Origin of the sequence: Chryseobacterium sp. JV274 (genome assembly GCF_903969135.1) — a bacterium.
GTDB lineage: Bacteria > Bacteroidota > Bacteroidia > Flavobacteriales > Weeksellaceae > Chryseobacterium.
The window spans coordinates 3,167,033-3,183,431 of sequence record NZ_LR824569.1; the positions used below are offsets into that span (position 1 = coordinate 3,167,033).

Below are 16,399 nucleotides of genomic sequence, written 5' to 3' on the forward strand. Positions count from 1 at the left end.
AATGTAGTGAAATTAAGTTTTTATTTTTTCCTTAATTCATCCAAATGATCCCAGATATCATCTCTTTTTTTATATGGAAGCTCCATAAAATCTTCCGGATGGTTTTCCTTGTATTCCTGCCACAATTTATCATCCTTTTCGCTATAATAATTCGGAAATTCCCAAATGAACTTCTTCTTCTTTTCCCCAACATTTTTGAAAGCAAATGCAATAATACTTCCGACTACTGCTCCGGAAAGATGGGCCTGCCATGAAATTTTACTCGGTTCCTGCATGTTATAAAACAGCTCTTCAGGCAGCATTCCCCAGATTAAACTTCCATAATAAAGTACAACAAGCATTGAAATGGTAAGAAGTTTTGTATTCCATTTAAATACCCCGCTGAAAAAAAGGAAGAAGGCAAGAACATAGACTACACCACTGGCTCCGATGGTACAGGTGTACATATATTCGCCAGAGAAAATGTCAATAGGAGGAAGAAGCCATACTAAAAGCCCTGTTGCCAGCCAGCCGATAATAAAAACTTTATTTGCTACGATTGGGTAAAACTGATAGAGCAAAAACATAAGTGCGGCTATCGGAATAGAATTTCCTATAATATGATCGATGTTTCCATGCAAAAGAGGAGAAGTAACTATACCCAGCAGCCCTTCAGGCAAAAGCGGTATAATCGCTCCAAAACAGCTTTGAAAAAAGCCCTGCATTTGTAAAAAATACCCAAACCACATCGCAGAAAGCATCAGCAATGGGTAGATAATCGCTCTTTTGGAAATTGCATTTTTAAACATGAGGATTTTACGTCAAATCAAAAGCCAATCATAAATTTCGGAAAATTTGTCGATGAATCAATTTCTACTTCCTTGATTTTAAGACAAAAGGTGTTAAATTTATTTTTTAAACTTATTATTTTGGCATTGATTTTATAGAGATATGCTATTGTTAGGTATTAAACTTTATGAATTAGGATTCTTTAAAGCTGAATTTACCTTTAAAAAAAATTATATTAATACTTTTGCATTGAAAATTATTTGAGTAATGAAGAAGTTTTTATTGATTCTTTCCTTTTTTATGGGGATTTATGCAAGTGCACAAGAAGAATTGAAGAAAGATTCTGTTGTGGTAGACACAGTAAAATACTGGTCAGTTTTAGGAAAAAACACTTTAATGATCAATCAGGCAGCCTTTTCAAACTGGGTAGGAGGTGGAGCCAATAACGTGGGATGGCTTGCTGGTATCAATTATAACATAACTTATGAAAAAGACAAAGATCTTTGGGAGAATATTGTTATCCTAGGTTATGGACAAAATGATACGAAGGGGCTTGGAATAAGAAAGACTCAGGATGTTATTAATGTTTCTACAAATTACGGGAGGAAGTTTTCAAAAAGCTGGTATTTCTCTGGTGGAGTAGGGCTGCAGTCCCAGTTTGCCGCAGGGTATGAAGATGGGAATAACCCTGAAGCAAAGAAAATATCGAATTTTATGGCACCAGGTTACGTGAATGTCGGTATGGGTATCACCTACAGACCTAATGACGATCTTACGGTTACTTTACGTCCTGTCAATGCCAGATGGACTTTTGTATTGGATAAAGATCTTCAGACCGCAGGAAGTTATGGTTTGAAAAGTGATGGTGATTCTTCTTTATTGCAGTTCGGTTTCCTGGGAACGGCAATTTATAAGCTGAAAATAATGGAAGATATTTATTTAACGAATACTGCTTCGGTCTTCTCGAATTACCTTGACCGTCCGGACAGATTGGTTCTCGCTTACGGTGCGCTGTTAAACCTTAAAGTAAACAAATATATTTCCTCCAATGTGACGGTTGATTTGCTGTATGATCACAACCAAATCGAAAAGACTCAGCTGAAACAAACCCTTGGAATCGGCTTCGCTTATACCATTGATAATGGTGTGAAACGTTCTGACCGTAAGGACAGTCAATGGTGGATTAAAAAATAATATAACTATATCAATTCTAATATAAAAACACTTCAGAAATGAGGTGTTTTTTGTTTTTTAAATACTGTCATTTTAAGTTGACTTAAGTTTGGGGTGCAATATAGTGTTGTTTAAATGATTTGTTTTCATTGTATTACAGGCGAAAAATCAATTATGTTAAATTCATTTTAAAGTGAATTTTATTTAGACGTAGATTATTATTTATACATTTGTAATAAATCATTATTATGAAAAAACTTTTATTGATCAGTTCCATTTCTTTTGGAGCGATAGCTTTGGCGCAAGAAACTAAAACAGAGGCTCCGGTAACAGACACTGTTAAAGCCTGGTCTATTCAAGGACAAAATACATTAATGCTTAACCAGGCTGCCTTTTCAAACTGGGTAGGAGGGGGAGCCAACAACGTAGGATGGCTTGCTGGTGTCAATTATAACCTGACTTATGAGAAAGGGAAAGATCTTTGGGAAAATATCATTATTCTGGGCTACGGACAGAATAATACCCAGGGAACAGGTGTGCGAAAAACTCAGGATGTTATCAATCTTTCTACAAACTATGGTAGAAAATTTGCTGAAAGCTGGTATTTCTCAGTAGGAGCCGGCCTTCAGACTCAGTTTGCTCCGGGATATGAAGATGGGAACAACCCTGATGCTAAAAAGATTTCCAATTTCATGGCTCCGGGATATCTGAATGTGGGTGCAGGGGTTACCTATCGTCCTAATGATAATTTGACCGTAACATTACGTCCTGCCAACGCGAGATGGACTTTTGTTTTAGATAAGGATCTCCAGACTGCCGGAACGTATGGCCTTAAAAATGATGGTGATTCATCACTTTTCCAGTTCGGTTTCCTTGGTACTGCCATTTATAAGATCAAAATCATGGAGAATATTAATCTGACCAATACAGCGTCTGTATTTTCAAATTATCTGGATCATCCGGATAGATTGGTATTGGCTTATGGAGCGGTCTTAAATATGAAGATTAATAAATATATTTCATCCAATATTACCCTGGATCTGCTGTATGACCATAACCAGATCTGGAAAACACAGCTGAAGCAGACATTGGGCGTAGGTTTGGCTTACAATTTTGATAATGGTAAGAAACGTTCAGATAATAAGGATAACCAAGGCTGGCTAAAGAAATAAACAAGATAAGATACCCGTAAGAAATAAAAAAAGCACTTCAAAAAGAAGTGCTTTTTCGTATCAATATATATAAGTCTTAGAATTCTATATCTACTCCTAGTTTCTCTGCCAATAGCTTTGAAATTTTCTCTTTTAGAGGCTCTATATCAATATTTTGCATGGCATCATTTGCGAAAGCATATAAAAGTAATGCCTGAGCTTCTTTTTTAGAGATTCCTCTTGCTCTCAGGTAGAATAAAGCATCTTTATTCAGCTGACCTACCGTACATCCGTGAGAACATTTTACGTCATCTGCAAAGATCTCCAACTGAGGTTTTGTATCAATGCTTGCTCCTTCACTTAGCAACACGTTATTGTTTTGCTGATAAGCGTTTGTTTTCTGAGCAATTTTATCTACAAAAACTTTTCCGTTGAAAACTCCGTGGGCATTGCCATCGAAGATTCCTTTATAGTTCTGATAGCTTTCACAGTTCGGGAAGTTATGGTGAACTGCCGTGTGGTGGTCTACCAACTGATCTTTCCCGATGATTGTGATTCCGTTCATGAATGAATTGATGTTTGATCCATTATGAATAAAATCAAGGTTGTTTCTTACCAGTTTACCTCCGAAAGAGAACGTGTTTACAGTGGTTAAGCTGTCTTTTTCCTGTCTTGCGAACGTACTGTCGATAAGATAGGTTGTGTTGTTGTCATTCTGAAGCTTGTGCCAGTCAGCTTTTGCATTGGGATATGTAAAGATTTCCGTTACAGAGTTTGTCAATACATAGGCGCTGTCAAAATTATGATGGCTTTCAATTACTTCTACTTTGGCTCCTTCTTCTACAATCAAAAGGTTTCTTGTATTGTAGAACGTATTCTCTTCCTGATTCTGAGAAATATAAAAAACGTGGATTGGTTTTTCAATCACTACATTTTTAGGAACTTTCAAAAAGAAACCGTATTTGCAGTAAGCAAGATTTAAGTTTGTAAAAGCTTGATCTTTAGAAGCAATAGTGTTGAAGTATTTTTCAAAAACCTCTTTATGCTTCTCATCATTCAATGCATAGTTGAATGAAAGGAATTCTACATTTTCAATAGAAACTTTTGAAAGTTCCTTGTGAAGTTTACCATTTACAAAAACAATCCAATCAAAGTTTTCTTCTCCAAGGTGCAGTTCATCAAACTGCTCTTTGGTGATATTGTGGCTCTCCTTCGGGAAGAAGTTGTAGCTTTTTTCCGTGATTTCCTTTAGATTGGTATATTTATATTCTTCGTCTTTTTTTGTCGGAAAACCAACATTTTGAAACCTCTGAAGAGCTGCTTTTCTACTGTCATCCAGAAATCTGTGACGAAGACTCTCCAAAAATTCATTATGGTTCTCTATAATTTGTTCTTTTAATGCCATTACTGGTATATCTGTGGTTTGCACCATTTTTTCTTTTTTTATTAACTAAAATATTGTTATTCCGAGGAATAGGGAACCCAATTTTTAATAGTAGAGATTCTTATTTTTACAGGGTTTATGAATAACTGCGAAAATTATAATCTCTGAAATAATATATTTTCTTCTTAGTTAAGAAGCCAGTCGTAACCTTTTGCTTCAAGTTCTAATGCTAAAGATTTGTCACCGGTCTTGATGATTTTTCCATCTGCTAAAACATGAACGAAGTCAGGTTGAATATAATTAAGCAATCTCTGATAGTGCGTAATCAGAAGAACTGCATTTCCTTCATTTTTAAAGTGATTTACCCCATCTGCAACGATTCTCAAAGCATCAATATCCAATCCGGAATCAGTTTCATCAAGAATAGCCAGTTTAGGATTAAGCATCATCATCTGGAAGATCTCATTTCTTTTCTTTTCACCTCCTGAGAATCCCTCGTTTAATGATCTTGAAAGGAAATCTTTCTTGATACCCAGTTTTTCGGATTTTTCACGGATTAATGCAAGCATTTCTTTTGCCGGCATTTCTTCCAATCCGTTTGCTTTTCTTGTTTCGTTCAAAGCAGCTTTGATAAAGTTTGTCACAGAAACTCCCGGAATTTCCACTGGATACTGGAAAGAAAGGAAAATTCCTTTGTGAGCTCTATCTTCAGGAGCATCTTCAACGATATCTTCTCCCTGGAAAAGAATTTCTCCACCAGTCACTTCGTAATCTTCTTTACCAGCGATTACAGAAGAAAGGGTAGATTTCCCAGCTCCGTTCGGCCCCATGATAGCGTGAACTTCGCCTGGCTTTATTTCAAGATTAATACCTTTTAATATTTCTGCGCCATCTTCAATTTTGGCGTGAAGGTTTTTAATTTCTAACATTTTATTTGCTTAAACAAATTATTTTTGAATTCTATATACTAAACTTTCAGGTTGACCAGGGACATCATTCAGTGTCCCGATTTGTATCATACCTGCCTTTTCCAATACTTTAACAGAAGCTATATTACTGGGACGGACAATGGCGAATATTTCTTCTTTACTGTCTTCGTTTAACCCAAAATCTATAGCTTTCTTTGTGAATTCTGTGGCGTATCCTTTCCCCCATGCCTCGGAAGCAAAACGATAGCCTAAATTCAATTTTTCTTCTTCTCCGTAGAGTTTATAGCTCAATCCTCCAAAACCTATTATATTTTCTGGATCATCCTTTTCAACAATCACCCAGCCTCCAAAACTGTACTTTTCCCAATGATCAAGCATTCTTGTAAATGTGCTTTCTGCTTTTTCAAAACTCATTGGTCCGCCTGGATTATGAATATTGGTTTGAGGATCATGATTAATTTCAAAGAATCTTTCAAAATCTTCTTTTGTAGGTTTTCTTAAAATTAATCTTTCTGTAGCTATCATATTTTCTTATCCTACTGAACCTTCTAATGAAATTTCAAGTAATTTCTGTGCTTCAATAGCAAATTCCATTGGAAGCTTGTTCAAAACTTCTTTACTGAAACCATTCACGATCAAAGCAATTGCTCTTTCCGTATCAATACCTCTTTGGTTACAGTAGAAAATCTGATCTTCCCCGATTTTTGAAGTCGTTGCCTCGTGCTCTAACTGTGCAGTAGGATCTTTGATTTCAATATATGGGAAAGTGTGAGCTCCACATTCATTACCCATCAATAAAGAGTCACATTGAGAAAAGTTTCTTGCTCCTTTTGCTGAAGGCATTACTTTCACCTGTCCTCTGTATGAGTTTTGAGATTTTCCTGCAGAAATACCCTTGGAAATAATCGTTGATCTGGTATTCTTTCCAATGTGGATCATTTTCGTTCCTGTATCTGCATACTGGTGGTTGTTGGTTACCGCAATAGAGTAGAACTCTCCAATAGAATTATCTCCTTTCAGAATACAAGAAGGATATTTCCATGTTACTGCTGAACCTGTTTCTACCTGAGTCCAGGAGATTTTTGCATTTCTTTCGCAAAGTCCTCTCTTCGTTACAAAGTTGAATACCCCTCCTTTACCTTCTTCATTACCGGGATACCAGTTCTGAACTGTAGAATATTTGATCTCCGCTCCGTCCAAAGCGATCAGTTCCACTACCGCAGCGTGAAGCTGGTTTTCATCTCTTGATGGTGCTGTACACCCTTCAAGATAAGAAACGTAACTTCCCTCATCAGCTATAAGAAGTGTTCTTTCAAACTGTCCTGTTCCTGCCTGGTTGATACGGAAATAAGTGGAAAGCTCCATTGGGCATTTTACGCCTTTGGGAATATAACAGAAACTTCCGTCAGAGAAAACTGCGGAATTCAATGCTGCGTAGAAATTATCTCCTCTCGGAACTACTTTTCCAAGATGTTTTCTTACTAAGTCAGGGTGGTTTTTAATGGCCTCAGAGATTGAACAGAAAATAATTCCTTTCTCTGCCAATGTATCCTGGAAAGTAGTTTTCACAGAAATTGAGTCCATTACGATATCTACGGCAACTCCTGAAAGTCTTTTTTGCTCTTCGATATTGATCCCTAATTTTGCAAAAGTTGCTAATAATTCAGGATCTACTTCGTCAAGACTTGCCAGTTCCGGCTTTACTTTAGGTGCAGCATAGTAACGGATTGCTTGAAAATCCGGTTTCTCATACTTGATATTCGCCCAGTTAGGCTCTACCATTTTCAACCAGATTTTGAAAGATTCCAGTCGCCATTCAGTCATCCATTCCGGCTCTTCTTTTTTAGCAGAGATCGCACGGATGATATCCTCATTTAAACCGATCGGGAAATCTTCATAATCAATCTTCGTTTCCCAACCGAATTCATATTTTTTATTTTCTAGATCGACCCTTAAATCGTCTTCTGTATATTTACTCATTATTATTTTTTAGATTTCAGATGGTAGATTTCAGCATTCAGAATGGCTCTGATATCTGTTATCTAGTATCTAATGTCTTTTCTCTAAAGACTAAATGATTCTCCACATCCACATGTTCTGGATGCATTCGGGTTGTTAAAAACAAACCCTTTTCCGTTCAATCCTCCTGAATACTCAAGAGTTGTTCCTGCCAAATAAAGGATGGATTTTTTATCTATAATAATTTTGATGTTATTATCTTCAAAAATCTGATCTGTGTCTGTTTTTTGGTTATCAAACTTTAAAACATACTCTAAACCAGAGCATCCGCCGCTTTTCACCCCTACTCTTATATAATCTTCAGCAGGGTTAAAGCCATCTTCAGTCATCAACTGGATAGCTTTCTCCTTTGCATAGTCTGATACTTTTATCATTGTATTTATTTAGAATGATTTAATGATGCAAAAATACGAACTAATTTCCGCAATCTCAAATCGAAGATATCTATTTTAATGATTCTTATATTAATAGCGATTTTGAAAAGCATGATTTATGTTAAAATTAGATAAATTTCTTATCGTGATACGGAAGATTCTGTTTCTGATTTTAACCTTGAATCATATTTTCTATCTATAAATAAAATTGGTAATGGGACAAAAAATAATAGTTTTTTTTGTATTGTTTTTCACCGCACTGTCTTATGGACAGACCACCAGATATGTTTATGAAACGCTGGTAAATCCAGATTCTATAAATCTGGTAAGTATGAAAAGTGAAAGAACTTTTCTGGATATTAAGGAAGGACGATCCTTATTTATCAGTGAAAATAAATTGATAAGAGACTCTCTTTTTACTGCTCTGAGATCAGAAATGAAGGAAAATAAAAAAGAGGAAAAAGATTTTTCAAAACAGGAAGGAAGAAAACATTTTGAACCTACTTTTTTTGAATATTTTATTACAAAGAGTATTCCCGACCAAAAAGTGTATTATTATGAAAAGGCAGCTGGAAAACAAATTTATTATCAGGAAGACAGACCTGTAAAATGGGAAGTGACCAATGTTGTTGAAAAACAAAATGGATATTCAGCCCAAAAAGCAGTTGCAGAATTTGGAGGAAGAGTCTGGACAGGATGGTTCACAAAAGATATTCCTTTGTCGGACGGACCTTATAAGTTCTCAGGATTGCCAGGACTGATTGTAAAACTGGAAGATGACAAAGGAGACTATAAATTTGATCTTGTTAAAAAGATTATCGTTAAAAATGCTTTTGAAGAACAGATAAATGCTGATGCCAAGCAAAGTACAAGAGTTAATTTCCATGGTGATAAAGCGGCTCTGGAACTTGAATTTGGTAAAAACAGAAATACTATGGCGGGAAATAACGGTGGCGGAAATATGAATTTTGGCGGCGGAAGGCACGGCGGTGGTATGAATGGAGGAGGAATGAAAGGCGGCGGCCACGGTGGCGGTGGCGGGATGCATAGAGGTGGAATGGGTGGTGAAAACCAGAGTCCCTCTATGTCACAAGGCTCATCGGTAGATGTTCCTTCCTTTACGGGCACAGCCCAGAACCCAATTGAATTAAAATAAAGAAAATATAAATGAAAAAATTAGGTATTATTGCATTGGCACTCTTTATACAGAATGTTTCTGCACAGACAAACAGGTTTGTGTATCAGGTGACTATGAAGCCTGATGCCGAAAATAAAACGGATATTAAGACAGAAAATGCTTACCTGGATATTTCTCCGGAAAAGTCTGTGTTTTATTCGGAAAACAGGATTAAAAGAGATTCCATCATGCAAAAAGCATTTCAGGGCGGTGGTGGAAGAGGAAGTATTAACAGAGATCAGATGGAGGGCTTGAGAACTAATATCAATTATTCCATAGAAAAAGATAAAACAAATCAAAAGACGTATTTTAAAGACAGAATTGGCCGTGATCTCTATTCGTATGAAGAAGACAGACCACTAAATTGGAAAATTGAATCAGAAACAAGAAAAATAGGTGAATATAAAGTTCAGAAGGCCGAAACTGATTTTGGAGGCAGAAAATGGACAGCATGGTTTACAACAGATCTTCCTTATCAGGATGGACCTTACAAGTTTGGAGGACTTCCGGGGTTGATTGTAAAAGTAGAAGATGATAAAGGAGATTATTCTTTTGATTTAATGAAAAACTACAAAATCACGGAATTTCCTACTTTGAATCAGTTTGGAAATACTTTGAAAGTAAAAAGATCAGATTATTTAAAACAACAGCAGAAATTTAAAACTGATCCTATGTCATTCATGAGCCAGGGTGGAGGTTCAGGCGGATTTTCGACAACAGTGAGAGCTGGTGGTGGAAGAGGTCCTGGAGGCGGTGGTGGAAATCAGAATCCTGCCGATATGAGAAAAAGAATGGAAGAAAGGGTAAAAGAAGAAGCTAAGAAAAATTCTAATCCTATAGAATTGCAATAAATAAAAAAGCGGCCTTAAAGTAAGGCCGCTTTTTTATTTTGTATAGTCTGAATAATTCTGATAAATTATTTTAATAATTGGTTGAAAGTATCTCCTTGTCTGATATCTCCGGTGTTGTAGCCTTTCATAAACCATTCTTTACGCTGTGCAGATGATCCGTGAGTAAAGCTTTCCTGATTGACATATCCCTGACCTCTTTTCTGAATGTTGTCATCTCCAACGGCTTCTGCAGCATCTATGGCAGCCTCAATGTCTCCAGGTTCCAGTATATGTTTGCTGTCATTTGTTTTTTTAGCCCAAACTCCGGCATAGAAATCAGCCTGTAATTCTGTAGCCACAGATACTCTGTTCATCTGTTCTTCAGAATATCTTCCACTTCTTCTTAACGCATCTACTTTTTGTGTGGTTCCTAAAAGTGTCTGAACATGATGTCCTACTTCGTGGGCAAGAACATAAGCTACCGTAAATTCTGTTACTTTAGCTCCGAATTTTTGCTGAAGCTCACCGAAAAAACTCATGTCCATATATACTTTCTGATCAGCCGGGCAATAAAATGGTCCCATGGCAGATTGAGCTGTACCACATGCTGAAGAAGTTGTATTTTCGAAAAGAACAATACCCGGATCGGTATAGGTCATTCCGTTTTCAGTGAAAATCTGATTCCAGGTCTGGCTATTCCATGCATCCATCATTTTGACCATTTCCCCAATTTGTTTTTCCCCGGTTGTAAGCTCTCTTTGTTCACTGGAATTTCCGGAAGACTGCATACTGCCGGAATTCAAAATACCGGATGGATCACCTCCCAAAAAGAATACAATGGCTGCTATAATTAAAGTTCCGAGCCCTCCGCCTACAATCATACCACCATTTCCTCCTCCGGAACCACGGCGGTCATCAACGTTTCCGCCTCTGTCGTCTGTCCATTTCATAGTAATAAATTTATTCGTTAATTTAAATATTTTACGCCAAACTTTATGCTAAAAATATTTAGATATTTATCTGTTAAGTTGTTTCGTTTTTAGCCAGTAGGAGGTAGATTGATATGCTGATACGGCATCATCTACCAGTTTTTGGTCTGGATCTTTTAATAATTTTTCGTCGTAATACAGCTTAAAAGCTGGGGCCAGATCGCTTTTTTCCAATTCCAAAGAATATTGTTTTACCTTTTTTACCGGAGAAATAATGGTAAGACGCCCGTCTTTTATAAATCCAAGATCCTGATATGTTGCAACATAAGCTTTAGGTTGGAATTCTTTTTTGAAGACATCCTGTCCCAGAAATTTAGACTGATAACTGAAATTCAAAAGTCCCAAAACGGTTGGCATTACGTCTATCTGAGACATTAATCCATCAAACTTTTGAGGCTGAACAAACCCTTCTGAAAAGATCATCGCAGGAATTCTGTATTTATCCATCGGAAGTTCCGTTTTCCCGGCACTCGATGCACAGTGGTCTGCAATGATAACAAAAACAGTGTTTTTATACCAGTCTTGTTTCTTAGCCATATCAAAGAATAATTTAAGAGAGTAGTCGGTATATTTTACACCGCCTTCACGGGATTTTGCTGTTCCCGGAATGTCTATTCTTCCGTCAGGATAAGTAAAAGGTCTGTGATTGGAAACCGTCATCCAGTGATTGAAAAATGGTTTCCCTGATTTTGCTTCAGTATTCATCACCTGAATCGCTTTTTTTGCCATATCTTCATCAGCAACTCCCCAAACATTGGCAAAAGTGATTTCTTCAGGTTTAAAATTATTTCGGTCTATAATTCCGTAGCCATTTCCACTAAAGAAATCCTGCATATTATCAAAATAGCTGTATCCGCCATATAAAAACTTAACGTCATAGCCTTTAGATTTGAATACATTCCCGGTTGTAAATTTGTTTTTATTATCATCTCTTTTGATGATACTTTCTCCCGCTGTCGGTGGAATACACAATGTTAAAGCTTCCAGACCGCGTACTGTTCTGTTTCCGGTAGCATAAAGATTGGTAAACATCAATGACTTCTCTGCAAGGCTGTCAAGGAAAGGAGTAATTTTTTGTGTGTTGCCGTAATGTTCCATGAAATCTGCGGAAAGACTTTCAATAGAAATCAATACAACGTTTTTCTTCATTTCAGGCTGCTCAGCAACAATATTTCTTGATAATGTCTGCTGTGGATACTGACTTAGAAAATTCTTTTCGGCCTGCTGTTGATTGATCTGTGAATAAAACTGGAAGTAATCCAGCTCATTATGAGTAAAAGCCCAGTAGAACTTTGGAAGTCCGTTGGCCTCAATTTCGTCTGCAAAAACATTGTCTGACCTCATTTGAATCAGAGAAGGAATCGCCAGTGCACTAAGGGCGCAAAGTACCATGAAACTCCCCAGAAGAACCATTTTTTGTTTAAAATCCGGAAGCTCCAGCAGCTCATCTTTTGTTTTCTTATAAATGAACCATGTGATGGTAAGTGTAACGATCATTATCCCTGAAAATAATGGAACGACAGGATAGCTTTCCATGATATTTCCAATAACTTCATTGGTATATATCAGATAATCTACTGCAATAAAGTTATACCGAACTCCGAATTCATTGTAAAAGAAGTATTCACTTACTCCATTGAAAATAATCAGAAGAACATATAATAATAATGTAATGAAATATAGAGTGTTACGAATCTTTATTCTTTGGGTCGGAAGGAAAAGCATCAATCCGAAGAAAAAGGTTTTTATTCCAACAAAAACAAGTGCTACCTCCATGATAGAACCTCCATATTGCTTGAAAATATTGTTAGGAACAAGCCATATATAAAGGAAGAATAAGACCAGTGCTCCCAAAATAATGTAGCCGTAAGGTTTTTTATATTTTGAATTGGAAAGGAAGAGAAAATAAAGCGCGAGAACAGAACTGGCAAGAACGAATACAAAAATATCATTCACCATGCCTATTAACAAGACTTTTACGACCTCGAAAAACCCAAAGCTAGCTGTGGTAATAGGGTGAAAAAAGAATACTGTTCTTATTATCAATGAAATAATAAGATAGAAAACTCCTAAATATAGGAACGGTTTTATTTTTCTTAAAAACATGTATTTACTGTCTTTATTAGTTTTCACAAAGATAGTTTTTGTATAGAACTTTTGATAGAAAAAAACAAAAACATCCTGTTTATTAGTAAGATTTGTGATTTAAAATACCCAATAAAAAAGGACTATTAAAAAATAGTCCCAATATATTGTTAAGGCAATCTGCGGTTAAGAGTGTCCGAAACCGATATTTCCTTTTTTGTCAGATAATTTCTTTTTGAAATCAATCATTCTTAAAGCGGTAACGGCTGCTTCTACCCCTTTGTTTCCAAGATCACCACCGCTTCTTGCGATAGACTGCTCTTTGGTATCATCTGTCAATACGCAGAAAATAGTAGGGGTGTCAGTCATAATGTTACAGTCTTTGATTCCCTGTGCTACTGCAGAACACACGTAGTCAAAATGAGGTGTTTCCCCACGGATCACACACCCGATAGAAATTACTGCATCATATTTTCTTTCTTTGCAAAGCTGCATGCTTGCATAGTTGAGTTCAAAGGCTCCCGGAACAGGGAAAAGTTTGATGTTTTCAGGTTTTACCCCTTCTTTTTCAAGAATTTCCAAGGCTGCATCACGAAGATTGTACGTTACAAAATCATTCCACTCAGAAAAAACAATGCCGATAGAAAAATCTTCGGCATTAGTTATATGAAGTGGCTTGTAATCGGAAAGATTAACTGTTGCCATTTTTTAGTAATATTTAGTCATTTCAATATAAGAATCAGACATTCCGTTGTCGTAGTCCTGATATTTCTCATCAATTGCAGAGAAGTATTTTTTAGCTTCTGCATTTTTCTTTAATCCTAAAGCAACGATACCTGCTTTTCTTGTGAAATAGTATGTTGTATACGGATCATCAGAAGCGGTTGCTGCTTTGTCTAATAAAGCTAAAGCTTCATCGTTTTTGTTAAGACCTGATTTTGCATCTGCCATAGCTCCGAATTTCATTGCTACTAAAGTTTTGTTGTCAGATGAAAACTGGTCTAAAAGATCATAAGCTTCCTGGAATTTTCCTTCTTTGAACTTCAATAAACCTGCATTATAAGATGAAAGTTTACCGATTTTAGTAGAAGAATATTCGTTATATGTACCTACAAAACCTGGGTTAGCTGCAGATTTTCCACCCAAAGCATCTTTATCCTTACCTTCAGTAAGACTTTTTTGAGCAGAAAGGAAACTTTTCACAGCTTCAGCGTTCTTTGGAGCAACTATAAATTGCTTGTAAGCGAAGAATCCTAACACTGCTAAAATTAATGCTCCAAATACAAAACCTAGAGGTTTTGAATATTTTTCAACAAATCTTTCAGTGTTTAAAGCTTCTCTGTCAAGGTCTTTAAAGAACTCAACCGTTTCTTTACCTTCTTGCTCGTTCTGAGCACTCTTTCCCAATTTTGCCATAAGTTTTTAAAAATTGAAATGCAAATTTAATTGTTTCTGAGAGATTTACAAAATACTTTGTTTATATTGTTGATTTTATTTAAACAAATAATGTAAATTCTTATAAAAACGCTTCGACTCCGCTCAGCGTGACACTTCTAATAGTACTAATTGTACAGCCTTATTAGCGTTGTCATGCTGAGCGGAGTCGAAGCATATATCTTTATCTTGTTAGGATCAATCTTAATATCCTAAAACATGATACACTTCTGCACCAAATTTTTTCAATTTTTCATCACCATTCAAATCTTTTAAGCCAATAAGGAAACTGAATTGGGAAACAGTTGCGCCCTGTTTTTCTACCAATTTAGCTGCTGCTTCAGTAGTTCCTCCGGTTGCTAAAAGATCATCATGAATCAAAATTCTTTGTCCTGGCTTTATTTGTCCTTCACGGGTTTCAATAATAGCGCTTCCATATTCCAGATCATATTTTTCTGAAATGACGGGAGGGGGTAGTTTTCCTGCTTTTCTGATCAGAATGAAAGGAACTTCCAATGCTACGGCAATAGCGATTCCAAACAAATAACCACGGCTTTCGATTCCGCAGACTGCATCTACTTTTCCTTTACTGAAGGCTGCAAGATCTGCAATCACATCTTCGTAAAGTTTCGGATCTAAAAAAATGGGTGAAATATCCTTAAACTGTATTCCCGGAATCGGAAAATCAGGAATATTTTCAATTGTTTCTTCTAGTTTTTTGATCAGTTCTGCTGAAGCCATTTATTAATTGATTTTATAGCTAGAAATTTTCCAGTCACCGTTTACATTTTTAAGCCCGAAAGTTACTTTCAATGAAGTTGTCTTACCGCTTTTATCTGTTACATCATAGGTAGCATTTACGCTTGCACTGTTGGCTGTAGTACCACTTGTTGTAATATTCTTTACGCTTACATTTTTCACAGCTCCAAAACCTGAATTAGGATTAGAGAAAGATTCATAGCTTCCCCAGTTTGGATTGCTCGATGTATCGTAAGCCGCTTTTAAGTTCTGTGAACTTACGCTGTTCAAAAATTTGCTTACTGTATTTTTAGGATCAGCAGTCGGCTGTTTTGGCGTAGCTGGTGCCGTTGGAGTAGCAGTAGCAGGATCTGTAGGGGTTCCAGTAGTTGCTGTTGGATTGTTTGGATCAATAACTGCGCTTGGTTGTTCCGGTACAGCTGTTGTATCAGTTTTAGGAATGGCAGGAACTTTCAGAGCTGCTGCATTCACATCAAGACCGATTTTTGACATTTTGAAAGTTTTCGCAGTTGTTTTTACAGAAACTGTGATGTCGATTTTGTTATCTACCACTTTTGCTGCCGGAATAGAAGAGAACTTCAAGTTGAATCCTTTAAAGTTATTATCCTGCATCAGGTTTTTAGCGGTAGCAAGTCTTACTCCGTTACTGAATACTTCAAGGGTTGCTTCCAGACCTGCTCCTGTGAAAGATACCGGGTTTCCTGCTGCATCTACAAGTCTTGGTACAATTTGAATGGCAGTAGGAGCTCCGGAACCGTCATCGCCTGTAGGTCTTGTAATAAGGCTTAATGATCCTGCTTTTACGTCATTAGGATCGCTTTCTTTGGCTTTATCATCTCCGAAGATGTTCATTTCTCCGAGTGATGGCGGGGCAGTACTGGCCCATTCTATTCCGTTTTTCTGCGCAACTTCGTCTGCAAGGGACATAATTTCAGGAACTTTTTTTCCATTGATCAGTTTTCCAAGGGCTTTTAGCTCGTTTATATCACCATCAGCTTCTACGCCAAATGTTTTAAGGATATAAAGAGCCTCATTAAACTTAATCTGTTTAATGGTAGGTAAACTGGAAGTCATATCATTGATACTTGACTGCAGTGTTTTAGTATTCGTAGCATCTACATGATCTTTCTTACATGCTGTAAAAAGCAACAGACTGAAAACAAGTAGAAAAGAAAACTTTTTCATTTTTATTTGGTTTGTTGCAAATTTAATAAAACCTTTATTAATACTGGATTTTATTTTTTACTTTATGTTTTTTGCTTATTTATTATTTTTTTCCGGAAATGGATGCTGTTCTTTTAATTTTAGAATTCAATTGAGATATTTA

At 36.5% G+C, this 16,399-nt stretch carries 16 protein-coding genes; 4 read left to right on the top strand and 12 right to left on the bottom strand.

The annotated features are described in order from the left end of the window. Positions 1–20: 20 nt before the first annotated feature. Positions 21–788, bottom strand: coding sequence for a rhomboid family intramembrane serine protease (locus CHRYMOREF3P_RS14675; protein WP_077413354.1), 768 nt, complete (start codon positions 786–788; stop codon positions 21–23). Positions 789–1,035: 247 nt separating this feature from the next. Here CHRYMOREF3P_RS14675 and CHRYMOREF3P_RS14680 point away from each other — a divergent pair, with 247 nt between their 5' ends. Beyond that, complete coding sequence (locus tag CHRYMOREF3P_RS14680; RefSeq protein ID WP_077413355.1) at positions 1,036–1,962, top strand: DUF3078 domain-containing protein; 927 nt, start codon at positions 1,036–1,038, stop codon at positions 1,960–1,962. A gap of 227 nt (positions 1,963–2,189) precedes the next feature. After that, positions 2,190–3,113: a DUF3078 domain-containing protein gene (locus CHRYMOREF3P_RS14685; protein WP_077413356.1), complete on the top strand. Its 924-nt coding sequence runs from the start codon at positions 2,190–2,192 to the stop codon at positions 3,111–3,113. 76 nt (positions 3,114–3,189) lie between these two features. On the opposite strand, the gene sufD is transcribed toward CHRYMOREF3P_RS14685, so the two are convergent. The 5 genes from sufD to CHRYMOREF3P_RS14710 form a co-directional block, all read right to left on the bottom strand. Continuing rightward, positions 3,190–4,497: a Fe-S cluster assembly protein SufD gene (gene sufD / locus CHRYMOREF3P_RS14690; protein WP_077413671.1), complete on the bottom strand. Its 1,308-nt coding sequence runs from the start codon at positions 4,495–4,497 to the stop codon at positions 3,190–3,192. Positions 4,498–4,661: 164 nt separating this feature from the next. Beyond that, positions 4,662–5,405, bottom strand: a complete 744-nt coding sequence (gene sufC / locus CHRYMOREF3P_RS14695; protein ID WP_077413357.1) for a Fe-S cluster assembly ATPase SufC — start codon at positions 5,403–5,405, stop codon at positions 4,662–4,664. A gap of 18 nt (positions 5,406–5,423) precedes the next feature. After that, positions 5,424–5,930 (bottom strand): GNAT family N-acetyltransferase, encoded by a 507-nt coding sequence (locus CHRYMOREF3P_RS14700; RefSeq protein ID WP_077413358.1) that lies wholly within the window; start codon positions 5,928–5,930, stop codon positions 5,424–5,426. Positions 5,931–5,936: 6 nt separating this feature from the next. Then, positions 5,937–7,385, bottom strand: a complete 1,449-nt coding sequence (gene sufB / locus CHRYMOREF3P_RS14705; protein WP_077413359.1) for a Fe-S cluster assembly protein SufB — start codon at positions 7,383–7,385, stop codon at positions 5,937–5,939. A gap of 83 nt (positions 7,386–7,468) precedes the next feature. Next, a complete protein-coding gene (locus tag CHRYMOREF3P_RS14710) occupies positions 7,469–7,798 on the bottom strand; it encodes a HesB/IscA family protein (protein WP_027372006.1) in 330 nt (109 codons plus the stop codon). A gap of 214 nt (positions 7,799–8,012) precedes the next feature. Between CHRYMOREF3P_RS14710 and CHRYMOREF3P_RS14715 the strand changes: the two genes are divergently transcribed. Both CHRYMOREF3P_RS14715 and CHRYMOREF3P_RS14720 read left to right on the top strand, forming a co-directional pair. Next, positions 8,013–8,954, top strand: a complete 942-nt coding sequence (locus tag CHRYMOREF3P_RS14715) for a GLPGLI family protein (protein ID WP_180564929.1) — start codon at positions 8,013–8,015, stop codon at positions 8,952–8,954. Between the two features lie 11 nt (positions 8,955–8,965). Beyond that, positions 8,966–9,826: a GLPGLI family protein gene (locus tag CHRYMOREF3P_RS14720; protein ID WP_077413361.1), complete on the top strand. Its 861-nt coding sequence runs from the start codon at positions 8,966–8,968 to the stop codon at positions 9,824–9,826. A gap of 65 nt (positions 9,827–9,891) precedes the next feature. Here CHRYMOREF3P_RS14720 and CHRYMOREF3P_RS14725 read toward each other — a convergent pair whose 3' ends face one another. From CHRYMOREF3P_RS14725 to CHRYMOREF3P_RS14750, 6 genes are all read right to left on the bottom strand, one after another. Further along, positions 9,892–10,755, bottom strand: a complete 864-nt coding sequence (locus tag CHRYMOREF3P_RS14725) for a neutral zinc metallopeptidase (RefSeq protein WP_077413362.1) — start codon at positions 10,753–10,755, stop codon at positions 9,892–9,894. Between the two features lie 66 nt (positions 10,756–10,821). After that, positions 10,822–12,900 carry an alkaline phosphatase family protein gene (locus CHRYMOREF3P_RS14730; RefSeq protein WP_180565789.1) on the bottom strand — a complete coding sequence of 693 codons (2,079 nt, stop codon included), beginning with the start codon at positions 12,898–12,900 and terminating at the stop codon, positions 10,822–10,824. A gap of 165 nt (positions 12,901–13,065) precedes the next feature. After that, positions 13,066–13,584 carry a 6,7-dimethyl-8-ribityllumazine synthase gene (ribH, locus tag CHRYMOREF3P_RS14735; RefSeq protein WP_034734563.1) on the bottom strand — a complete coding sequence of 173 codons (519 nt, stop codon included), beginning with the start codon at positions 13,582–13,584 and terminating at the stop codon, positions 13,066–13,068. 3 nt (positions 13,585–13,587) lie between these two features. Then, complete coding sequence (locus tag CHRYMOREF3P_RS14740; RefSeq protein ID WP_077413364.1) at positions 13,588–14,295, bottom strand: tetratricopeptide repeat protein; 708 nt, start codon at positions 14,293–14,295, stop codon at positions 13,588–13,590. A 222-nt stretch (positions 14,296–14,517) separates the two neighbouring features. Then, entirely contained in the window at positions 14,518–15,054 is a 537-nt protein-coding gene (locus CHRYMOREF3P_RS14745; RefSeq protein ID WP_180564930.1) for an adenine phosphoribosyltransferase, read from the bottom strand. A gap of 3 nt (positions 15,055–15,057) precedes the next feature. Then, positions 15,058–16,257, bottom strand: a complete 1,200-nt coding sequence (locus CHRYMOREF3P_RS14750) for a hypothetical protein (RefSeq protein WP_077413366.1) — start codon at positions 16,255–16,257, stop codon at positions 15,058–15,060. Positions 16,258–16,399 lie beyond the last annotated feature (142 nt).